General features: G+C 70.9%; 20 protein-coding genes and 1 pseudogene. 9 read left to right on the forward strand and 12 right to left on the reverse strand.

The genetic code is table 11. The features are described 5' to 3' along the window. Window positions 1–5: 5 nt before the first annotated feature. The gene (locus tag AB0959_RS25060) at window positions 6–1,457 is read right to left on the reverse strand and encodes a WGR domain-containing protein (RefSeq protein WP_366828771.1); all 1,452 of its coding nucleotides are present in this window, start codon (window positions 1,455–1,457) and stop codon (window positions 6–8) included. 156 nt (window positions 1,458–1,613) lie between these two features. Here AB0959_RS25060 and AB0959_RS25065 point away from each other — a divergent pair, with 156 nt between their 5' ends. Further along, a complete protein-coding gene (locus tag AB0959_RS25065) occupies window positions 1,614–2,996 on the forward strand; it encodes an SMI1/KNR4 family protein (protein ID WP_366828772.1) in 1,383 nt (460 codons plus the stop codon). A 165-nt stretch (window positions 2,997–3,161) separates the two neighbouring features. On the opposite strand, the gene AB0959_RS25070 is transcribed toward AB0959_RS25065, so the two are convergent. Together AB0959_RS25070 and AB0959_RS25075 are read right to left on the reverse strand one after the other, a co-directional pair. After that, window positions 3,162–3,635, reverse strand: coding sequence for a diadenosine tetraphosphate hydrolase (locus AB0959_RS25070; RefSeq protein ID WP_366828773.1), 474 nt, complete (start codon window positions 3,633–3,635; stop codon window positions 3,162–3,164). A gap of 34 nt (window positions 3,636–3,669) precedes the next feature. Next, on the reverse strand, window positions 3,670–4,227 hold the full coding sequence (locus AB0959_RS25075) for a TetR family transcriptional regulator C-terminal domain-containing protein (protein WP_366828775.1): 558 nt from the start codon (window positions 4,225–4,227) through the stop codon (window positions 3,670–3,672). A 95-nt stretch (window positions 4,228–4,322) separates the two neighbouring features. Here AB0959_RS25075 and AB0959_RS25080 point away from each other — a divergent pair, with 95 nt between their 5' ends. Continuing rightward, entirely contained in the window at window positions 4,323–5,504 is a 1,182-nt protein-coding gene (locus AB0959_RS25080) for an FAD-dependent monooxygenase (protein ID WP_366828776.1), read from the forward strand. A gap of 248 nt (window positions 5,505–5,752) precedes the next feature. Continuing rightward, on the forward strand, window positions 5,753–6,535 hold the full coding sequence (locus AB0959_RS25085; protein WP_366828777.1) for a class I SAM-dependent methyltransferase: 783 nt from the start codon (window positions 5,753–5,755) through the stop codon (window positions 6,533–6,535). 113 nt (window positions 6,536–6,648) lie between these two features. Here the strand turns inward: AB0959_RS25085 and AB0959_RS25090 are convergent, their stop codons facing one another. Both AB0959_RS25090 and AB0959_RS25095 read right to left on the reverse strand, forming a co-directional pair. Next, window positions 6,649–8,235 (reverse strand): hypothetical protein, encoded by a 1,587-nt coding sequence (locus AB0959_RS25090; protein ID WP_366828778.1) that lies wholly within the window; start codon window positions 8,233–8,235, stop codon window positions 6,649–6,651. A gap of 51 nt (window positions 8,236–8,286) precedes the next feature. Beyond that, window positions 8,287–8,388: pseudogene (locus AB0959_RS25095) on the reverse strand (alpha/beta hydrolase); the annotation flags it as partial. Window positions 8,389–8,632: 244 nt separating this feature from the next. Between AB0959_RS25095 and AB0959_RS25100 the strand changes: the two are divergent. Further along, window positions 8,633–9,976 (forward strand): ABC transporter ATP-binding protein, encoded by a 1,344-nt coding sequence (locus AB0959_RS25100; protein ID WP_366828779.1) that lies wholly within the window; start codon window positions 8,633–8,635, stop codon window positions 9,974–9,976. A 51-nt stretch (window positions 9,977–10,027) separates the two neighbouring features. Here the strand turns inward: AB0959_RS25100 and AB0959_RS25105 are convergent, their stop codons facing one another. Beyond that, entirely contained in the window at window positions 10,028–11,068 is a 1,041-nt protein-coding gene (locus tag AB0959_RS25105; protein WP_366828780.1) for an endonuclease/exonuclease/phosphatase family protein, read from the reverse strand. A 56-nt stretch (window positions 11,069–11,124) separates the two neighbouring features. Continuing rightward, window positions 11,125–12,465 carry a HEAT repeat domain-containing protein gene (locus AB0959_RS25110; RefSeq protein ID WP_366828781.1) on the reverse strand — a complete coding sequence of 447 codons (1,341 nt, stop codon included), beginning with the start codon at window positions 12,463–12,465 and terminating at the stop codon, window positions 11,125–11,127. 283 nt (window positions 12,466–12,748) lie between these two features. Between AB0959_RS25110 and AB0959_RS25115 the strand changes: the two genes are divergently transcribed. The 4 genes from AB0959_RS25115 to AB0959_RS25130 all read left to right on the forward strand — a co-directional run bounded on the left by AB0959_RS25115 (window position 12,749) and on the right by AB0959_RS25130 (window position 14,808). Beyond that, window positions 12,749–13,132, forward strand: coding sequence for a sortase-dependent protein (locus AB0959_RS25115; protein WP_366828782.1), 384 nt, complete (start codon window positions 12,749–12,751; stop codon window positions 13,130–13,132). Then, the gene (locus tag AB0959_RS25120; RefSeq protein WP_366828783.1) at window positions 13,129–13,743 is read left to right on the forward strand and encodes a class F sortase; all 615 of its coding nucleotides are present in this window, start codon (window positions 13,129–13,131) and stop codon (window positions 13,741–13,743) included. The genes AB0959_RS25115 and AB0959_RS25120 overlap by 4 nt, the downstream gene beginning before the upstream one ends. A gap of 98 nt (window positions 13,744–13,841) precedes the next feature. Then, the gene (locus tag AB0959_RS25125; protein ID WP_366828784.1) at window positions 13,842–14,333 is read left to right on the forward strand and encodes an RNA polymerase sigma factor; all 492 of its coding nucleotides are present in this window, start codon (window positions 13,842–13,844) and stop codon (window positions 14,331–14,333) included. Continuing rightward, window positions 14,317–14,808, forward strand: a complete 492-nt coding sequence (locus AB0959_RS25130; RefSeq protein ID WP_366828785.1) for a hypothetical protein — start codon at window positions 14,317–14,319, stop codon at window positions 14,806–14,808. The genes AB0959_RS25125 and AB0959_RS25130 overlap by 17 nt, the downstream gene beginning before the upstream one ends. Before the next feature lie 49 nt (window positions 14,809–14,857). Here AB0959_RS25130 and AB0959_RS25135 read toward each other — a convergent pair whose 3' ends face one another. Beyond that, a complete protein-coding gene (locus tag AB0959_RS25135) occupies window positions 14,858–15,148 on the reverse strand; it encodes a zinc-ribbon domain-containing protein (RefSeq protein ID WP_366828786.1) in 291 nt (96 codons plus the stop codon). A 731-nt stretch (window positions 15,149–15,879) separates the two neighbouring features. Here AB0959_RS25135 and AB0959_RS25140 point away from each other — a divergent pair. Further along, window positions 15,880–16,956, forward strand: a complete 1,077-nt coding sequence (locus AB0959_RS25140) for a cellulase family glycosylhydrolase (protein WP_366828787.1) — start codon at window positions 15,880–15,882, stop codon at window positions 16,954–16,956. Window positions 16,957–17,013: 57 nt separating this feature from the next. Here the strand turns inward: AB0959_RS25140 and AB0959_RS25145 are convergent, their stop codons facing one another. The 4 genes from AB0959_RS25145 to AB0959_RS25160 form a co-directional block, all read right to left on the reverse strand. Beyond that, on the reverse strand, window positions 17,014–17,364 hold the full coding sequence (locus tag AB0959_RS25145) for a hypothetical protein (RefSeq protein ID WP_366828788.1): 351 nt from the start codon (window positions 17,362–17,364) through the stop codon (window positions 17,014–17,016). A 155-nt stretch (window positions 17,365–17,519) separates the two neighbouring features. After that, window positions 17,520–19,031: an aldehyde dehydrogenase family protein gene (locus tag AB0959_RS25150; RefSeq protein ID WP_366828789.1), complete on the reverse strand. Its 1,512-nt coding sequence runs from the start codon at window positions 19,029–19,031 to the stop codon at window positions 17,520–17,522. A gap of 68 nt (window positions 19,032–19,099) precedes the next feature. Then, window positions 19,100–20,002: a dihydrodipicolinate synthase family protein gene (locus AB0959_RS25155; RefSeq protein ID WP_366828790.1), complete on the reverse strand. Its 903-nt coding sequence runs from the start codon at window positions 20,000–20,002 to the stop codon at window positions 19,100–19,102. An 80-nt stretch (window positions 20,003–20,082) separates the two neighbouring features. Beyond that, window positions 20,083–21,471, reverse strand: coding sequence for an FAD-dependent oxidoreductase (locus tag AB0959_RS25160; protein WP_366828791.1), 1,389 nt, complete (start codon window positions 21,469–21,471; stop codon window positions 20,083–20,085). Between the last annotated feature and the right edge of the window lie 16 nt (window positions 21,472–21,487).

The raw sequence follows: 21,487 nt of genomic DNA on the forward strand, positions 1-21,487 counted from the left end.
CTCCGTCACGTCAGACGGCGGATGTCACCGCGGACCCGGTAGAAGCCGCCGGCAGCGGTGTGCAGGGCGTCCACGACGTAGCGCGTGCCGGGCTCCCGTATCGCGCGCGGGAACTGGACGTTCATCGACGAGTCGTAGCCCTCGGACACCACGTGCACGCGCAGACGGCCGCTCTCCTGGACGCACTCGACGACGATCGCCCCGGCGGGAGCCCGGTCGACGCTCGCCACCGCGGCCACGCCCGTGGCCGGCGCGTAGGTCGGCAGGGCCGCGGCGAGCTTGACGTCCCGCGCCACCGGCACCGTGCCCTGCTGCGCGGCGGAGATGGCCGCCTCGCTCGCGTCCACACACACCAGTGAGCCGTCCGTGGTCACCAGGTACAGCCGCTCGTCGTGGTACTGCATCGACAGTGCCGAGCCGTCGCCCGTGCCGAGCTTCCACAGGCGGGTGCCGTCGCGGTCGAAGCAGTAGACGGACGACGCCGCGTCACCGGCGAAGACGAACCGCCCGCTGGGTGAGGTCGCGCACGAGTACACCGCGCTGTCGCAGGTGTAGGTCGCTTCGACCCTGCCGGTCGTCTTCGACAACCGCTGGACCAGACGGTGCGCGGTCGCCGCGTACACGGCGGCGTCCTCCTGCCAGCCGAACAGGACACCGCCCCGGGTGGGCGTGTGCCACAACTCGCCGCCGCCGTCGGGCGCGTAGGCGGTGACGCCCCGGTGGTGGCCGTGGTACACGGCCCGGTCGTCGGCGCGGACCATCCAGGCGTGCTCGCCCTGGCTTCGGCGGGCCCACTGATGCTCGTCCTCGTGGTCGATGACGGTGAGCCGGCCGTCGCGGTCCGAGACGTTCAGGATGCCCTCGTGGATGTCGAGCCAGAAGATGTCGACGTCCGCCGCGATGTCGTAGGCCGCGAACGGCAACTTGGAGGACAGGTCGTAGACCTTGCCGTCGTCGCAGCCCGCGTAGATCCAGAAGTCGTCGGCGACCAGGCACTTCACACCGTCCGGCAGGCTGAAGCGGGCGCGGACGCCACCGTCGTGGTCCAGGGTGTAGACGTCTCCCGACTGGTTGCCGACCCAGCAGTGGTCGTCGTCGACGTGGATGCCGAACGCCGAGGAGCCCGTGCGGAACCGCCACAGGACGGGCGCCACGGCGCGTGCGGTGGACGGAACCGACGCCACCTGACGGCGGGTCACCGCCCGCGGGGCGCGCTGCCCGGGGACAGCCGGCGCGTACCCTTTGCGGACCTTCTCCCCCACCTTCTTCGCAGCGGCCGCATGGGCCTTCTCCGCCGTGGGGAACGTCGTCGTCTGCACCTGCCCGGTCGCGCCGATCCGCCCGTAGCGCACCGTCACCACCACACCGTCGACGCGCACTTCGTAGAACTTGTGCGCGCCACCCCCGTCCTGTGACAGCTCCAGATACGTCGTCGACACCGTGGACCCCGCAGACATGACAGACCCCTCCCCAGGGTGGACCTACGGCTTTTCCGCCCGGTCCCATTGCCAGAACCATAGGAGGAGGCACTGACAATCGCCTGCGCGTACGTTCGTCCGGCCGTCCGTGATAATCGGCTTCGCCACCTTCACCGCAACGACCGGAGGTCACCGTTGCCGTCGCTCCATGAGTTCGCGACGTGGGAGCCGCTACTGAGGCTCCTGCGGACCGGCAACGCGGGGAACCTTGCCGTCCCCGGCGGTCACGTGGCGGGACAGATCAGCCACTACGGGTGGAGTCTGCCCCTGCAGCGACGGATTCCGCGGCCCGGGCAGGCCGCTCAGGTCGAGGACGTACAGGACGAGTTCGACGCGGTGCAGCGGGTGCAGGGCGCGCTCGCGGACATCGGCGCGGACACCATCTCGTTCACGGCGGAGATATCGCCGACCGGGCGGAGCGTGCTTCATCTGATCAGTCCCGGCCCGGCGGTGGAGCCGGGCATCGGCGGCCCGCATCCGGGGTCGCTCATCCTCGTCGAGGACTCCGTTCCCGAGCCGTGGCGTCGCCTTCCCGATCCGGTGCCCGGGGCGGTTCCGGCCCCGTCGGTGGATCTGGCGTCGCTGGAGCGGACGCTCCGCGAGCGGGTCCCCGGTGCCGTGGGCGCCACGGAGGCGGAGATCGCCGCCACGGAAGCGCGGCTCGGCGTCGCGTTGCCCGACGAGCTCAAGGTGCTCTACCGGGTGACACGGGCGCGTTGGGAGGACTGGGGTGAGGACCACGCGGTGGCGGAGCGCGTCTTCACCGCGGTCGGCTGCGAGCTCTTCCCCCTGGACGACCTGTACATCGCCGACGCGTCGTCCCGTCCGTGCCCGTGGCGGTTCGGGGCGAGGGAGGCAGTCGTCACCCCGCCCGACGCGGCGGTTCAGGGACTGGTCGGCTCACCCGGCTGGATCGCCTTCGGCGACAACGGCGGCGGTGACCGGATCGCCGTCGATCTGACTCCGGGCCCGCGCGGCCACACAGGGCAGATCATCATGCTCAGCCACGAGGACAACATCGGCGCCGGTCTTCTCGCCGACTCCCTCAGCCAGTTGGTGCTGGAAGGGCGCGGTCCGGGGCGCCGCGGCCGTCACGGGGACGGCCCGCCGGCGGTGGCCAGGGTCAACATCCGAAGCCTGGACAGTGTCCGGGCCGCCGCACACGCCGGACTGGAGGTCCTGTCCCTCGGCGTGTGGGAGGGCGCTCCCTTCAGCCTCGCCCCCGTCACCGGACTCCCCCGTCTGCGGACGCTCACCGCCTATCCCGGCACGCTCGCCGATCCAATGGAGATCGCCGAACTGACGGTCCTTGAGTTCCTGGAGCTGGGGCCGGAGGACTGGCGTGTCCTGGTCGATGCCGGAGCCGTCCCCCGCGGTCTGTCGGCCGCCGCCATCGAAGTGCACGGCTCTCGGCACCCCCTGCAGGTCGTGGCACTGGCCAACGAACTCCTGACCCTCTGGGACCGCCCTCCGATCACCCGGACCATCGTCGAAGGCCACCTCGAACCGGGGGTGTGATCGGCCGTCGCGGCTGTTCGCGCGAGAAGACGCGGGTCTGGTTCGGCCCCGCCCCCAGGCCGCCGTCGCGCCATCCCGCCCGGTGCCCCGCCACGCCATCCTGCCCCGCCGCGCCGTCCTGCCCCGTCCCGTCGCGGGGACGGCGGCGCGGGCTGCGGGGCCGCGTCAGGTTGCGAGCCGGTCGAGTTCCTCGCCGATCGCCTGGCGCAGGACGTCGTGCCGCGGGCCGAGTGCGTACCGCTCGTCGTCCCATCGTTCACGTGGATACAGCCACACAGGGCCGCCCACACGATCGGCCGGCTCCCAGTCGTACCGCGGCCACACGTGCGCGTGCAGGAACGGGTCGGTGTTCCCCAGGATCTCCAGGTTGACCCGCCGGAAGGCCGGATCCAGCCGCCCGCAGGCACGTTCGACGGCTTCGCCCAGACGGTCCATGTCCGACAGGAAGGCGAGCCGCCTGCTCCTCGGCAGCTCCGACAGCCGCCGCACCACGGGATCATCCACGAGGAGCACCGAGTACCCCGGGAGGAACTGGACGTCCCCGATCACCGCGAATCCCGCGTCCAAACGCCGCAGCACCGTGGGGTTCCCGCCGCGAAGCGCGCTGCCGATCCGGTCCCCGCGCCAGTCGTCCGCCATGGTCGGCGACTCTATCGCCGGACAAGGTCCCGCTTCATCGCAGCGCGGCAGCCACCAGCCCGCGCAGGTCCTGGGTGGACACCCTTCCCCCGTTCACCAGGCGGTCGAAGACCAACCCGTCCACACAGGTCAGCAACGTGACGGTGCGCTCCTCGGCGTGGGCGACGCCCCGCGCGGCCAGGAAGTCGCGTACCACGTCCCTCCCCGCGTTCTCGCGTGGCACGAGAATCTCCCGCAGTTCGGGATGGTGAACGCTCTCGATGGCACACGCGTAGCGCGCGAGGGAACGCCGCCGCCCCTCCCCCACGAGCCGCCGCTCGACGAACGCGGCGATACCGGCCACGAGTTCCTCGGCGTCGCGCGGCACCGGCGTCCGCTCCCCCGTCTCCTGGAGCTCGGCCTGGTCGAGCGCGACCAGGCGCCGGACCAGCCCGGTGAGCAGCGCCTGACGTGTGCGGTAGTAGGCGGAGGTCGTACCCGGCGGCAGATCCGCCGCCCGGTCCACCGCTCGGTGGGTCAGCCCGCGCATCCCGCTCTCGGCGAGGACGTCGATGGCCGCGTCGGCGAGAAGAGTGCGTCGATCCGTAACCACCCCCTATTTCTACACCTGTAGAGGGCGTGAAGTACTCTGCCGCTTCTACACCCGTAGAAACGGTGGACGGTCAGAAGCGGCGGAGAGGGGCGGGCATGGGCGGGAGTGCTGTGGTGGTGGGAGGAGGCATCGGTGGGCTGGCCGCGGCGATCGGCCTGCGCCTGATCGGATGGGAGGTGACGGTCGTCGAACGCGCCGAGGTGCTCTCGGACGTGGGGGCGGGCATCTCGCTGCACGCCAACGGCATCCACGCTCTGGACGCCCTCGGCCTCGGTGAGGCGGTTCGTGCGGCCGCCCGGCCCCAGTACACGGGCGGCACCCGAACCCCGAGCGGCAGTTGGCTGGCCCGGATGGACGGAGCCGCCCTCGCACGGGCGCTGGGAACGCCCATCGTCGGCATCCCCCGCGCGGAACTGCACCGCCTTCTGCGCGCCGCTCTGCCGTCCGAGTGTCTGCGCGTCGGGGCGGAGGCCACTGACGTGGAGCACACCGGCACCACCCGCGTACGGGTGTCTGTAGACGACGGATCCCTGCGCTCCGGCCTGGACGCCAACCTGGAAGCCGACCTGGTCGTGGCCGCCGACGGAGTCAACAGTCGACTGCGGGGGCGGCTGTTCCCCCGCCACCCGGGTCCCGTGTACAGCGGGTCAACCGTGCTGCGTGCCATCACCGAGCAGCCCGTCGCGTCGCGTACCGACTTCGAGCTGACGTGGGGCCGGGGCGCCGAGTTCGGCCACATCGCCTTCCGCGACGGCCGGGCCGAGTGGCACGCCGTGCTGAACTCACCGCCCGGGGTACGGCACGCGGATGCCCTCGCCGCCGTACGCAGCCGATTCGCCGACTGGCACGCCCCGATCCCGGCGCTGCTGGAAGCCACTCGGCCCGACGCCGTGCTGCACCACGACATCCATGAACTGACGACCCCGCTGCCCGCCTACACCGCCGGCCGGGTCGCCCTCCTCGGGGACGCCGCACACGCCATGACGCCCCATCTCGGCCAAGGCGCCTGCCAGGCTCTCGAGGACGCGGCCACTCTGACCGCCGCGCTCGCCACCGAACCCACCGTCGAGTCGGCGCTGGCCCGTTACGACGCCGAGCGCCGCCCACGCAGCCAGTCCGTCGCACGCGCGGCACGCCGGGCAGGCCGCATGGGTCAGCAGCTCACCCACCCGCTGGCTGTCGCCGCCCGCAACACCGCGCTCCGGCTGGCCCCCTCCGGCGTGACCGTCCGGGCCGTCCTGCAACATGCCGACTGGACGCCGCCCGCCTGGGGTTGACCGCGTCCACGAGAAACCGGTGTGCTCCGGACACAGCGTGTTTACGGGAAACCGCAGGGTCAGGGATGCGGCGAGCACCACCATGGTGGACGGCTTCCGTGGGGCGGCGCGGCGTCGGGATCGGTGAGCGGCTGCGGTCCGGAGACGAGCAGGCCGTGGCGCGGTTGGACGTCAGCGGTGTGCCCAGCGACGGTCCCACAGGCGGCGACAGCGGCACGGCCCCCTCTTCGCGCACTACCGTGAGGTCCATGGCCGCATTCTCGGTGAGGGACTTCTACGACGGGCTGGCTCCCGACTACCACCTGATCTTCCGTGACTGGGATGCGAGCATGGCGCGCCAGGCGGCGGTACTGGACGAACTGTTCCGCCGTCATCCGGGACCCGGTTCGCGCAGAGTCCTGGACTGCTCCTGCGGCATCGGCACGCAGGCGATCGGGCTGGCCCTGGCCGGGCACAAAGTCGTCGGCAGTGATCTGAGTCCCGTCGCCGCCGGACGCGCCTCGGCCGAGGCGGCGGACCGGGGCATCAGTCTTCCTGTGGCTGCGGCCGACATGCGTTTGCTGCCGTTCGCGTCGTCCGGCTTCGATGTCGTCGTCTGTGCGGACAACGCGCTCCCCCACCTGCTGTCCGCACAGGACGTCAGGGCGGCTCTCCTGGAGATGCGACGGGTCCTCCGAGACGAAGGACTGCTGGTACTCACTGTCCGGGCCTACGACGAGGACCGCCGGACCAGACCCGTGTCGGCGCCTCCCCAGGTCTCGGACACCCCCGAGGGCCGGGTGATCACCTTTCAGCTGTGGAACTGGCACACCGACGGCGAGCGCTACGACGTGGAACACTTCCAGATCCACCCCGCGGCCGACACCTGGGAGGTCCGTGTCCGCCGGACCACCTACTGGGCACTGACACGCCGACAGGTGACAGCACTCGTGGCCGAAGCCGGCTTCACCGACATCACCTGGCACACCCCGGACTCCACCGGGTTCTACCAGCCCGTACTCACCGCACGCCACGTCCGGGCCGAGCCGTAGCCCGCCATGAGGAGGGCCTGATCGGCGGAGACCGCGCGGCCCGAGGGCTCGGTGGACGGACGCCCGAGGTGCGCCCTGCATGCCGCCGTCGGCGGGGCACTGGGGGCCGCTGTTCAGCCACCGGCGGGAGGCAGTTCGCGTTCGAACCGCGTCCACCAAGGCGTTGGCCGTCGGCCGGAGGTGCACGTCTTTCTGCGCCGGTGACCGACGACCAGCAGTACGGCTCCGGCGACGGCCACGATTCCGGCGCCGACGGCCCAGCCGCTCACGCCGTCTCTGTCGGGCAGGGCGCAGGAGAAGCTGCCGTTCTTCGCCACCTGGACGGGGGCCCTGTCGTTGCTTCGCCGGGTGTCCTTGACCCGGGTGCCGTTCGGGCCGGGGGCGGTCCAGCCGGAAACGGTCACACAGCCGGAGCGGGAGTCGTCGTCCGTGATGCGCAACGTGAAGTCGTAGGAGACCTCCTGGCCGATTCGGCCGCCGCTGACGCAGGTGTAGCTGCGGCCCTCGTCCTTCGTCCCGCAGACCTGGTCGAGCATCTCCTCTTCGGCTTCGGCGTCGTACGGTGCCTTGGTCACCTTCGCGCCGGGAGGGACGATGAACACGGTCCGGACCTCCTGCATCGCGGCGGGGCCGTTGTTGCGGTAGCCGATGCGGATGCGGTGGACACTGCCGACCTCGCCGCGGACCGAGGGGCCGAACGCCTCGATGTCGGCTGTGTTGCGCACCGGTACGTCCGTCCTCGTCGGCTCCCTGTCCGTCGTGAACGTCGTCCCCTCGCCTCCGGCCGAGTCCCGGACGAGGGACAGGGGCACGCCCTCGCCCGGGGTGAGGCCGGGGTCGCGATGGTCAACGCAGCACGAGCCGCCCGACCCTGGTCCGGAGGTGTCGTAGGGCCATGCGCCGTAGGACAGGTACTCGGCTGCCGCGTGCCGGCTCGGCCTCACCCGCAGCCCGGGGGTCACGCGCCATGTCTCACCGGGAGCGATGACGGCGTCGGGCAGCAGGCACTGGACGGCGAGGCCTGACTCGCCGTCCCCGGGATACCGGCAGTTGCTGTGCCGGGCGGTCGTGGACAGATCCTCGGTGTCGTCGATGCGCAGGACGATCCCGCGCGCGGAAACGTCACCGGTGTTACGGATGAGGATGGGCACGTCGGCTGTCCGCCCGACATCCAGATCGCCGGAGAGCGGTCTCTTGTTCACCCGCAGTTCGGGGCGTCCGGCGATGACCTTCACGCTGCCCCGGGCGGCAGGCAGGCCGTCGGCTGTGAGGGTGTAGCGCAGGACGCCGGAGTCCCCGGCCCGGGCGCCGTCCACGGGGCGGAACTTCAGCAGGCTCTCCGTCTCGGAGTTCAGCCGTACGGAACAGGTGAAGGACGGCATCCTCGGCTTGCAGCGGTCGATCACCTGCTCGCTGCCCGGCGCGAGGGCCGCGACCTGACGGATCCCCGACGCGTCCACGGTGAGTTCGGCGTCCCGTGACGGCCCCTTGTGTGCGAAGGACAGGGGAAGCCACGTGTCGGGTGCCGTCTTCTTCGTCAGGTGCAGCGGCACGTAGAAGTACTTCTGAGTGGTGTCCCGGGGGCCGCTCTCCGCTGCCCCGGCCTGCCCCGCACCGGAGAGCGCGGCGCCCAGGGCGAGGACGGCGGCCGCCAACCACCGGACGACGGCTGTGTCCGGGCGCCCCCAAATGCCGGTCATCGCCGCAGTATGCCGTATGGGGCCGATGGGCCGGGGGGCGAACGTGCTTGCTCAGCGGTGCTCGGGCAGCTGCCGGGCGAATCGGCGGACGGCGTCGGTGAAGGCGTCGGGTGCGTCGAAGTTCGCGAGATGCCGGGCCCTCGGCAACCGGTCGTTCCACCGGACCACAGCATGCGTACCGGACCGACGTCGGGTATGCGTCAGACGTGCCGGACCGGAGGATGAACCGGGCAGTCCGCTTTCTCGCCTGACGGGACGGGACCATCGGATCCCGGCAGGGTCTTCCCCCGGAGGTGTGCGGTCCGTTAATTTCCGTGACTCATAAGTCCAGTGCGACCCGCCCGGGACCTCCGACAGCGGAGCACCAGCGATCAGCGAGCCCTCGGGGGCATGTGCCATGACACGCGCCATCTCTCTGCACCACGTAAGCAAGGCCTACACGCGGGGCATCCGCGTGGTGGAAGGGCTCTCGCTCGACATCACGCCCGGTGAGTTCCTCGTGCTGCTCGGGCCCTCCGGTTGCGGCAAGTCCACCGTGCTCAGGATGATCGCCGGGCTGGAGGAGATCACCGAGGGCGAGCTGCTGCTCGACGGCGAGTACGCGAACGACCTGTCGCCGTCGGAGCGGGAGATGGCGATGGTGTTCCAGAACTTCGCGCTCTATCCGAACATGACCACCCGCGGCAACATCGGCTTCCCTCTACGCATCGAGAGCCCGGGCGACGACCCCGGCCCCCGCGTGGACGCGACGGCCCGCATGCTCGGCATCGAGGACCTCCTCGACCGCTACCCGCGCCAGCTCTCCGGAGGCGAGCGCCAGCGCGTGGCCATGGGCCGTGCCATCGTGCGCGAGCCCTCCGCCTTCCTCATGGACGAACCGCTGTCCAACCTCGACGCCAAACTCCGCAACCACCTGCGGGCCGAGATCTCCACGCTCACCCGGAAGCTCGGCGTCACGACGGTGTACGTCACCCACGACCAGGCCGAGGCCATGTCGCTCGGCGATCGGGTCGCCGTCATGCGCGGAGGCGTGCTCCAGCAGGTGGGCACGCCGCGCTCGGTGTACGCGCTGCCCAGGAACGTCTTCGTCGCCGCCTTCATCGGCACACCGCGCATCAACCTGCTGCGCGGCATGGTCCGCGCCCCGCTCGGCGGTGCGATGTCCATCAGTCTGGGCCGTCAGTACATGCGGCTGCCCGAGCCCCTGTCCCTCGACCACCAGATGCTGCGCGTCCAGCAGGGCCGGGAGGTCATCGTCGGGCTGCGCTCGGAGGCGGTCCGCATCGCCAGACCCGCCGCCGCACGTCCCGGAGAGGTACCGATCACCGGGCTGGTCGAGCATCTGGAGTTCCAGGGCCACGAGGTCCTCGTCCACTTCAACACCGGCTCCCAGCCGGCCGTCGTACCGGACCTGGAAGCCCCTTACCCGACGCGCACGGTCCGTCGTCGCCGTCGTGAGGGCTCGGTCCTGAACCGCATCCGGGAGCGCGCGGGCGCCCTGCGCGCCGGCCCCGTGGTGGTCCTGGACCACCCGCACGGCGTGGAACCCGGCCTGCCGGCACCGGTGGTGGAGGAGAGCCGCCTCCCGGGTGACCTGGTGGTCCGCACGACCCCGGACTTCGAGCTCCGCCAGGGCATGCAGGTCCCCCTCCTCGTCGACCTCGCCCACCTTTTCGTCTTCGACCAGCACGGCGACCGTGTCAGCCCGGCTCCGGACCGGCGGCCGGACCTGAACGAGTGATCCCCTTCCCCGGTGCCTCTCCACCCCTTCTCAGAGTGCGGCGGTCCGGGATCAGCGACCCAGTCCGATGCTCGCGGCGATCGGCAGGTGGTCGCTGCCGGTGGCCGGCAGGGTCCGGACGTCGGTCAGGGTGGCCGAGCGGGTCATGACGTGGTCGATCCGGGCCAGAGGAAAGGCGGCGGGCCAACTGAAGGCGAAGTTCCGCCCCGCCGAGTCCATCCGCGAGGTGACCGGGGCCAGCCCGCGGTCGTCGACCGTGCTGTTGAGGTCGCCGAGCAGGACCACCTTGTCGAGGTTCTCGGCGGCGATGGCGTCACCCAGCAGCCCTGCGCTCTCGTCCCGCGGGCCCGCGCCGAAGCCTCTGATCCCGATACGGACCGAGGGCAGGTGGACGACGTAGACCGCGATGTCGCCCCATGGGGTACGGGCCGTGGACCGCATCCCCCGGTTCCAGTCCTCGGGGATCCCCTCCGGTCTGACGTCCACCGGCCGGACGTCGGACAGCGGATGTCTCGACCAGATGCCGACAGTCCCCACGACCGCGTGGAAGGGGTAGTCCCCTGCCAGGGCCCTTTCGTAGACCGGCAACGCGGAGGAGGTCAGCTCCTCCAGAGCAACGAAGTCCGGGGCGTCCTCGATCAGGGCGGCCGCGGTGCCCGTGGGGTCGGTGTTCTCGTCGCTGACGTTGTGCTGGACGGCGACGATGTCGTGTGCGCCACGGTCCCCGGCCACAAGCCGCCCACCGAACAGGTGGGCCCAGACGGCCGACGGCAGCAGCAGCGCCACCATCGCGATCGCCGAGCGGCGCACCAGCGCCGGCACGAGCAACAGCGCAACGGTCAGGCCGAGCCAGGGCAGGAACGTCTCCAGCAGGCTCCCCAGGTGTCCCACGGCGTTGGGCACCGCGGAGTGGAACGCCAGCAGGCCCGCGGTCAGCACGGCGAGCGTCGCGAGAACACGCCCGCGTGTCCAGGGCGAGCGGTCTGCCGGGCCCTTGACCCACCGCAGCCAGTCGGCCTGCCGCCCCAGCCGTCTTGGCTCCGCCGCCTTCGGCCCCGACTCCACCGTGCAGTTGGCCCGCTCCACCCGCATCCATCCCCCTACCCGTTGGAACACACAGCCCGCTGATCAGGTTCCGGACCGCGAGGTCACCGTTCCACGGCGTTGGATCCGGCAGAGGGGTCCTCCGACCGCCGTCTCCAGCGCCAGAGCGCACTCACCCGGTGGTCGTGGTCGAAACCGGCTCCAAGAGGACCTACCCGCTCGATCGCCTCCTCGGTGCGCGGATCCTCGCGCACGGCGAGGCCGTACGCGGCCTCCAGACGCACGAGTCGGTCGTCTTCGCCGAGCAGTGCCGCCAGGGCGTCGGCGACGGCGGGCGTACGGTCCCGTGAGCCGGCCAGTACCCGCACGGCCTCGCGCCGTACCTCGGGATCCGGGGCCTCGGCCAGGAGGAGCAGCGCCTGGATGATGTCCGGGAGGAGGTCGTCGTCCCCCGTACCCGCCGCGCATGCTCGCAACCGCACTTCGGCGTCGGGGTCACGCATGAGGCCGCGCAGAGCCGACCTCGCCTCGGCGGACCGGCAAACGCCCTCCCAGGCAAGGGTGTAGGGCACTTCGCGGCGCACCCGGGGGTCGGGGTGGTGGGCGTGACGGAGGCCGATGGACTCCTTCCCGGTGTCGACGTACGTGGTGAAGGAGTCGAGCACCTTCGCGAGGATCTCGCTGTCCGTCTCTTCGGCCGCCCAGGCGGCCAGGAGCTCGCTCTCCTTCTTCGCGTAGTAGCTGGAACCCCAGTGGACCAGCGCTCGCGTCCGCACATAGTCCGCCACGAACCGGCGGTGCGCCGGGGCAGAGTGGTGGCGATGGGCCACCACGGCCGACCAGGTCTCGAAGCTGCGACGCTCGACGAGGGTCCACAGGACCGCCGACCAGTTCACGTGGCGCTCGTCCGGTCGGCCGACAGCGCGGGCGATCAGTTCGTCGACGGGTGTCAGGACGCGGAAGGCCCACTCCAGCGAGGTCAGGATGGCGCCGTGCCCGGCGCGCACGGCGAGTCCTCCGAGCGAGACCTGGTCGACCCAGTCGTTCTCGTCGTCCTGGACCCGGACGGTCACGGCGCTCCCCGAAGCGCCTGTCCTGCGCCGCAGTTCCTCGGCGGCGCCGGTCTCGTACCAGCTCCGGGCCAGGGCGAGCAGCCGTTCACGGGCCGACTCCGGCAGGCGCAGCCTGGGCTCCTTGCCCAGTGCCGCGGAGAAGACCGCCGGGGAGCCGCCGTCGATGGCACGACGCAGCGGCGTGGTCCCGTCCGGCAGTACCTGGTCCGGGTTCGCCCCGCCCTCGACCAGCGCTTCGGCAACCGACGCGTCGTAGGCGGCCACGGCCACGCACAGCGCCGACACCCCGTTCGCGTCCGACACGTCCGGATCCGCGCCCTTGTCCAACAGGGCCCGAACCGCCTCCGCATCCCCCGCCCGAACCGCCGCCATGAGACGACCGTCGAGTTCCCCCTCGCCCATGCTTCCGGCCCCCGCCGTTCCACCGTTCACCCATCGCCCTGTCCGGACGACCTCGCCGCGCCCGGGCGGGCCAACTCACCTGGCCCACCACGCCGGATCACGTTCCCAACCTATCCGACGGCCCGCAGAGCTGCGGCTCGACGACTTTGCCATCTCTTTACAACCTGCCCTGCCGCTGCCTCGTCTCTCCGCTCGATCCATCACGCCTCCCGCCGCGCCACCGGCGGGCGGACCGACAAAGAGAGAGCGATTCATGCGCCGAACTGTCCTCAGTGCCATGGCACTCGCCGGAACCGCTGTGCTGGCGGGCGCGGTACCCGCGTTCGCCGACGACCCGACCCCGGTCCCCACCGTCCGCGAGGCCTCCCAGGCCCCGTCCCCGGTCCCGACGACCACCGACCCGGTCGACGAGTCGGCCTCCGCGACTCCCGTTCCGAGCACCGCACCGACAAAGGCGCCGGACTCGGGCCAGGTCTCCGTCGTGCCCAGCGGCGCACCGGACACGGGTGTCGCGCCGCCGTCGACGCAGTCCGGCAGCGCGAGCGGGCTCGTGGTCGGCGGGGGCGCTGCCGCCGTACTCGTCGGTGGCGGCGCGACGGTCCTTCTCGTACGGCGCCGGCGGGCGACCACCGCATGACGACGCTCTCCAGGCGCGCCTTCGCCACCGCGGCGATGGCGTCGCTGCTGGTGGGCTGCGACGGCAACGGTGACGACGGACGGCGCACGACAGCGCGCCCCGTGACCACGTCACCGTCGGCGCGGCCCTCCGCGAAGCCGGCCCGCGCCCTTGGCCGTTCGGTCCCGGTGCGGTTGCGGATCCCGGCCATCGGGGTCGACACCCCGCTGATGCGGCTGGGGCTGGCCTCGGACGGCAGCGTGCAGGTGCCGCCGGTCACGGCGAACGACCGGGCGGGCTGGTACCGGCACTCGCCGACGCCGGGTCAGACCGGTCCGTCGGTGATTCTGGGCCACGCCACGGTCGGCGCCTACGGGGACGGGGTCTTCCGTCACCTCGCCCGGCTGCGGCGGGGCGAGCGGATCGAGGCGCGTCTGGAGAACGGCACGACGGCCCTGTTCAGCGTCGGCTCCGTACGAACGGTCGCCAAGGCCGACTTCCCGGTGGACGCGGTGTACGGCGACGTGGACCGTCCCGAGCTGCGGCTCATCACCTGCGGCGGCCCCCGTACCGGTGACGGCTACCGCGACAACGTGATCGTCTTCGCCGCGCTGAGCTCGACGAGCCGCTGACCCGGGGTCCGGGCCGATGGAACCGACTCCAGCGGCCCGGGCTCCTCCCTCACGAGTGCGACCACGAGTGCCACCACGACGTCACGACCAGGAGAGCGTTGAAACGGTCCCGCGAGAAGGCAGCGTCCGAGTTGTTCGCCGCCCTGTACCCTCGCCTCGCCGGCTGGTGCCGTCGGCTGGTCGACGACGACGAGACGGCCCACGAGATCGCCTCTGAGGCGTTCACGCGACTCTGGGCCCGGTGGACGTCCGTGGCGGAGCCCCAGGGGTTCCTCTACGTCACCGCGGCCAACCTCGTCCGGGACCACTGGCGCAAGCTCGAACGCGAGCGCAGAGCCGTGCGCCGGGCCACAGCGGAAGCCGCCGTCCGCCCGCACGCGGAGCAACACGATCCCTCGGTTCGCATGCTCGTGCAGTCGCTGCCGGAACGACTGCGCGTACCGGTACTGCTGCACTACTACGCTGACATGCCGATCCGCGAGGTGTCCGTGCTGACCGGGCGCAAGGAAGGAACCATCAAGGCCGATCTCCACGCGGCCCGCGAGCTGCTCCGCGCCCACTTGAGGAGAAGCCTTGATCACACGCTCTGACGAGGGCCCGGACTTCGAGCCCGACGACCCCCTCGCGGTCATCCTGCGACCGCCCTCCGACCACCTCGGCCCGCCCCCCGGTCGCTACCAGACGATCCGCCGTACCGCGGCGCGCCGCCGCCTGCTCCGTGCCGCCGCGGGAGTCGGTGTGTCCTGCGCCGTCGCCGCCGCCGTCGTACTGCCGCTGCGCCTCGCGGCACACGAAGCCCCGGCTTCACCGTCGGTACCGCTCGCCCCGCCGCCCGCGAGCAGTCCACCGGCCGAGGGCCCCACACCGGGGCAGTCGACGTCCCCCGTACCCGACGGCCGGCACCCGTCCGGATCCGGGGCAAGCCTGGCACCCAGCCTCGGCACCACACCCGGTCCCACCGAGCCCAGCCACGCACCATCGCCGACACCGAAGCCGTCGGTGGAGGAGTCGTCCGCGAAGGAGCCGTCCGCGGTTCGAGGCACGGGCGACGCTGACACGCCCTGACCGGCGCGGCCGGATGCCCTCGTCCACGGGTCGGAGGGGCCCCCTCCGCTCAGGACTGGTACGGCTGCTGCTGCGTCTGCCCGTACGTCTGACCACCGTGGCCGCCCGCGGCCTGCGCCTGCAGCTGCTCCGCCTGTTCCTTGGTCACTTTCTGCTCCGCGCCGCAGAAGGTGCACTGCGTCGCGTACTTGGTCGAGAAGGGGAACAGCGGCACGAAGAACAGCGTGAACTTCGTGACGCGCTTCCTGAGCGCGTGCGCGGAGGGGTTGCCGCAGTGGCCACACACCAGCGTCAGTATCGCGAGCTGGTAGAGGTATCCCTTGGTGCCAAAAATGATCATTCCGTTGGTCCTTTCCGGTCAGCGCCTGTCGACATAGTGCCAGTGAGTCGGCACGGTGTGATCACGAAGCCCGGATTGAGCGGCTCGGCTCAGCCGGCGCGACGCCTGACAGCCACCGCGACCACTGTTACCCGTGCGAAACCTTGACGATCACTGTGGCGGGTGCCACGATTCCGACGCCGCGATGTTTACGTAAACATCAACCAAAGGCCGACTGGGCCGCAGCATGTTTACGCAAACACTGCGTCGCGGCTGGTGGAGCAGGCAGGAGCGAACGATGGTCTCAGCACCACGGGCGAGGGCCCACCGCGCCGGGAGGCTGCCGCCCTTGAGGGGGCGTGCGAGGATCGTCCGTTCCTTCGACGGCGGGCGCTCGCAGGACATCCTGGACGCCGACATCGGCACGCACCTCGCTTTACGCCGCCCCTAGCCAGGTACGCCGACGTCCGGCGACCTGCGTGTCAGCAAGGCGTTCACCGGATTCACCGGACGGTGAGCCGGACAGCCACCGGATGGTCCGGCCCTCATCCCCCAGCGCGGCAGGACCGCCCCCCCCCCCCGTAATCCCTCACGCCAAACGGACCGGCACACCGCCGGTCATCGCAAGGCCTGTCGACGGCGAGCCGACACACCCCCGTCCGGCCTGGCGTTCCCCCCCCCAGCGGCCGCTCAACCACGCGCAGGCATCCGCCGCCGTACGCCGAGTCGCCATCCTCCGAAAGGGCAAGCCGATGCGCACAACCCCATCCAGCCCCCGTCTCACCCCCCGGCTGCGCGCCGCCTGCGTGGCGATCGCCATCGCCGCGACCAGCGGCACCGCCCTCGCCGGAAGCCCCGCCAACGCGGCGGCGAGCGGAGGCACCACCCAACTCAGCAGAGACACGACCCAGTTCAAGGGCGTGAACTGGGCCGACCCCCGCGACAACTTCGCCGACGACCCCGTCGTGCTGTCCGGCCTGTCGACGTCCGACACCTACGCCCAGACCTACGCCAAGGCGAGCCGGATCATCTCGGCGTTCCGCGCGAACCTCGGTGCCAACACCGTGCGGCTGCCCATCAACCCGTACACGGTCAACGGCTCCTACTGGAAGTCGTACCGCGGGGTCATCGACGCGGCGTCGGACAAGGGCTTCAAGGTCATCCTCTCCTACTGGGAGGGCACCGGTGCCCGCAAGGACGGCTTCATCGACGACACCGCCACCTACTGGCCCATGTGGGACACCGTGGTCAAGGCGTACAAGGGTGACAGCCGCGTCTACTTCGAGCCGATGAACGAGCCGCACGGCTACACCGACACCGAGTGGGCCGACATCGCCGCGAAGTGGCTGTCCACCTACCCGACGGTCCCGCGGAACCGGGTGTTCGTCAGCGGCGCCGGCTACAACGACCACGTCACCTCCGTCTGTGCCGACCCGCGCCTGAAGGGCACCTACCTGTCGCTGCACCACTACGGGTTCTGGAAGGAGTACGCCACCTACGACCAGTGGGTGGCCGACCTCAAGGAGCGCATCGGTGACTGCGCCAACCGGACCGTCGCCGACGAGTTCGGTGCCCCGATGACCACCGGCCTCAACTACAACAAGCCGGCCCCCGACAACAACTACATCAACTACGTCCAGGCCGTCACCGACACGTTCCGCCAGCTCAAGATGGGGTCCGTCTACTGGCCGGGCCTGCGCACGGACGACACCTACTCGCTGCAGACCCTGACCGGTGACCCCGCCAGGCCGTGGCTGGCCACCACCAACCAGTCCGGCGCCGACCGTCTCGCCTGGGGCTGGGGACGCGGCAAGCCCGTCCAGCCCTGACGCGGTGACGGGCGCGACTGCCGGCAGCCGAAGGCAGTTGGGCCCGTCGGCGTCCGCTCAGACCGGTGCCGTGTGCCAGACGACGTGCATGGCCCTGCGATCCTTCATCACGGCCGCGCCCTGCTCGTGCACCTCGTCGGCGAGCCGTCGCAGCCAGGGCTCGGCCTCGTCCTTCCAGAGCTGCAGGTTTCCGAAGGCGGGTGCGCTGTCGCGGCTGACCAGCGCGCCGCCGCCGATCATCGTCAACGCGACACCGCCACGGGCCTTTTCGACGTGGTGGGCGCGGTACCGGTCCTTGGGCAGGCCGTCCTCGCTGTACGCGGGCTCGTGGGATGTGCTGACGATGCGGTTGCGCAGCTTCAGGTTCTTCAGGGCGAACGGACTCATCAGGGGGTCGTTGACGGTCACTCCACACCTCCACGGATTGTGAGGCGACTACCGGGTGTTCGTGAGATCGGCAAGGAGGTCGCCCAGGGCCGTGCGGGCTCCGCGAGAGGGGAGAGAAACACGTAGGTGAACCATCGCCCCCCGCGCGCATGCGGCACGCCCCAGGAAGGACGGGGTCAGCGCTCGTGGTTGTGCATGACGTGCTTGGTGCGCGAGTAGTCGTCGAGGGCGTAGACGGACAGATCGCGGCCGTAGCCGGACCCCTTGAAGCCGCCCCAGGGGACTTCGCTGGCCAGCACGAGATGCGAGTTGACCCAGACGGTGCCGAAGTCGAGGCGAGCGGCGATGTCGTGGCTGCGGCGGGCGTTCTCGGTCCACACCGATGCCGACAGACCGAGCGGGACGTCGTTGGCGCGTCGTACCGCCTCGGCCTCGTCGGTGAAGGTCTCGACCGTGATCACCGGGCCGAAGATCTCCTCGCGGGCGGCTTCGGCTCCTTCGGGGACGTCGACGAGCACGGTCGGAGCGACGAAGTAGCCGGGCCCGTCTATGGCTCCGCCTCCGGTCGCCGCGCGAACGCCTTCCTCCTTCGCGCGCTCCAAGTACCCCGTGACACGGTCGAAGTGGGCTTTCGAGACCATGGGACCGACCTCGACGTCCTCACCGGCCTGCGGCACGCCGACGACCAACGCCCTGACCTCTCCCACGAGTTGCTCGACGAACTGCTCGGCGACGGATTCGTGGACGAGGACGCGGCAGGCGGCCCCGCACTCCTGGCCCGAGTTCCAGAAGCCGGCGACGCGCAACGCCGATGCGGCGGCCGCGAGGTCGGCGTCCGGGAAGATCACCACCGGGGCCTTGCCCCCGAGTTCGAGGTGGACGCGCTTGAGGGTGTCGGCGGCGGCCCGGGCTACGGCGCGACCGCTGGCGACCGATCCGGTCAGGGCGATCATGTTCACGTCCGGGTGCTCGGCGAGCCGGGCACCGACGGTCGGGCCGTAGCCGTTCACCACGTTCAGCACACCGGCCGGCAGGAGGTCGGCGACGAGTTCGGCGAACTTCAGGGTGGTCAGCGGGGTCTGCTCGGACGGCTTGAGGACCAGCGTGTTGCCGGCGGCGAGGATGGGCGCGATCTTCCAGACCGCCATGAGCAGGGGGTAGTTCCACGGGGTGACCACGCCGATCACGCCGAGCGGTTCACGCAGGATGACCGAGAGGTGGTTCTCGGCGTAGTCGCCGGCGGCCAGGGTGGTGGTCGCGCGCACCGCGCCGGCCATGAAGCGGAAGGTGTCGATGGCCTGGCCGACGTCGTCCGTCGACACCGCGAGCGGCTTGCCGGTGTTCGCCGACTCCAGCCTGCTCAGCGGATCGGTGTGTTCGGCCAGCCGGTCCGCGATGGCGTGCAGCAGCTCGGAGCGCTCCTTCGGGACCAGCCGCGCCCACCCGGCCCTCGCCGCCACCGCGGCGGCGACCGCCCGGTCGACGTCTTCGGTGGTGCCCTCGAGAATCCGGGCGATGACGTCCTCGGTACACGGGTCGACCACATCGATGACGCGGTCGGTCGACGGCTCGACGAAGGTCCCGTCGACGAAGTGCCGGGCCGGGGGAAGGTCGGCCTCGGAGAGCAGGGACGGTGCGTCGGCTGCGCGCCGAACGGTGGCCGTCGTGAGGTCGGCGGCAGTGCTCATGGTCGGTGGCTCCTCGGGGAGTGGTCGTGTCGTACTGCTGGGCTGTGCGGTGGCTGTCGTGCCGTTCGTCAGTGCGCGGCGGACAGCTGCGGCAGCGTCGCCTCGACCAGGGAGGAGATCCTGGCTGCGGTGGCGGCGTCGAGGCCGAGGAGAGGTTCACGGGGGCCGCCGACCGGGAATCCCGCCGCGTTCAGTGCGGCCTTGACCGCCTGGATGAACGGGGCGGACATGATCGCGTCCATCAGCGGGTAGATCCGCGCCCATTCGGCTCGCGCGCGGTCGAGGTCGCCGGAGCGCAGCGCGCGGTGGATGGAGACGAGTTCGGCCGGCATGACGTTCGCGGTCCCGGCCATGACACCGGCCGCGCCTTCGGTGATCGCCTGGAGCAGGAGGCTGTCCCAGCCGATGAACGTCGAGATGACGTCGACGTGGTTGTGGATCAGCTGCCCGGCCTGGGCCATGTCGGCGCTGGTGTCCTTGATGTACTGGATGTTCTCGACCTCGCGGGCGAGTTGTCCGACGGTCTCGGGGTCGAGGTTGACGCCGGTGGCGCCCGGCAGGTTGTAGAGCATGATCGGGATCTGGACGGCGTCGGCGACGGTGCGCAGGTAGTGCAGCGTCTCGTCCATGGTCAGCGGCTCGTAGTACGGGGCGACGACCATGAGCACGGAGGCTCCGGCGGCCTCGGCGTGCCGGGAGAGTTCGACCGCTTCCCTGGTGCTCACCGCGCCGGTCTGCGCGACGACGGGTACGCGTCCGGCGGCCTGGTCGACCACGGTCTCCACGAGCAGGCGCCGCTCGTCGCCGGTCATGGCCGCGAACTCGCCGGTGGAGCCGCAGGCGACGACGCCGTCGACACCGCCGTCGATGCTGCGGTCGACCAGGCGGCGCAGCAGCTTCTCGTCGAGCTGCCCGTCCGCAGCGAAGGGGGAGGCGAGTGCGGTCAGGACGCCGCTGAGCTGTGCCGACATTTCTGAAGTCTCCTCAGGTTCCGGTGAAGCAGTGGGGCAGTGGGGCAGTGGGCGGGGTGGGCGTGGTGGGCGTGGTGGGCCTACGACACGCTCGGCACCGGCGTCACGTCGCGCAGGGCGGTCTGCCGGTCGGTGGCCAGCAGGCTGCGGACCTCGTGGGCGGCGGAGAGGCCGGTCTGGATCGCGGTCTCGGTGTAGAGCGTGCCGAGGTAGTCACCGGCCAGGAGCACCCGGCCGCTTCGGCGGGTCAGCGTCTGCTGGAGCTTGCCGCGGCCCGGGAAGCAGTACGGGGCACCGGTGGGCCAGCGCTGGACCTCGGCCTCCACTACGTTGTCGGGGAAGCCGGGCAGGACTTGGTCGAGGTCGTCGAGGTAGATCCGGCGGATGGTGTCGTCGTCGTGTTCCATCAGCTCGCGGGCGAGGCTGCCCGGCGAGAAGGTCATGATGCTGCTGCCGGGGCGGCGCTCCCGCTCGTAGCCGTGCACGACGTTCGACATGTTCAGCGCCACATTGAAGGACCGCTTCGGGGTGGCGATGCCGTAGGCGTCGTCCCAGATCTGACGGCCGCTCTCGTCGGACAGGAACGCGGCACTCACGTAGGGACCGTAGACGATCTTCGACAGGGCCTCGCGGACGTCACGGTCCAGATCGACCGCGATCCGGTGACTCACCGTCGCCGGCGTGGCCAGCACAACACAGCGGGCCTCGACCTCCCGCACCACACCGTCCTGCCGGTAACGGACCACGACCGAAGCGTCCTTCTGGACGATCTCGTCGACGGTCGCGTTCAGCCGCACCCGGTCGTCCACAGCCGCAGCGATCGATTCGGTGAGGGTCGACGGGCCGCCCAGGATGCTCTGGGACAGCCCCGCGCCGATGTTCCACACCAGGCTGAAGTAACCGACGCCCGCACCCGCCGAGAGCTGGTCGATGTCGGCGGAGGACCGGGTCACCGTGGGCTTGAACAGCGCCTCGGCGTCCTCGGGCAGGTCGCCGATGAAGTCCTTGAAGGACCGGTCGTTCATGAAGTCGTAGATCCGCTGCTGGTGCTGCGCCGCGGTCTCGTTCCGCCGCCGTCCCACGATCCGGGCGTAACGCGCCACGCGCAGCGCGACCTTGGCGCCCGCCCTGACCATGCCGATCCGCGACTCCATGGACATCGGGATACGGAACGGGTAGGTCTCCACCCGGCCCTTGAGGAGCAGCTTGCCGTTCATCGACAGACCCGCCAGCGACCCGGGCACCGGCACCGTGTCGACACCCGTGCTGTTCAGCAGCCACGACGTCGCCGAATCACCACCGGCGTAGACATGGCCACCCCAGTTCAGCCAGTACGGTCCCCGGCGCTCCGAACGGATACGCCCGCCGACCCGTCCCTCGGACTCGAGCAGGAGCGTGTCCCAGTGGCGCAGCCGCCAGCCGGCGGCCAGACCCGCTATGCCACCACCGACGATGACGACGTCCTTCATGGAAACCTCCTGCACA

The sequence above is a fragment of the Streptomyces sp. NPDC046862 genome, assembly GCF_040704615.1.
Taxonomy (GTDB): Bacteria; Actinomycetota; Actinomycetes; order Streptomycetales; family Streptomycetaceae; genus Streptomyces.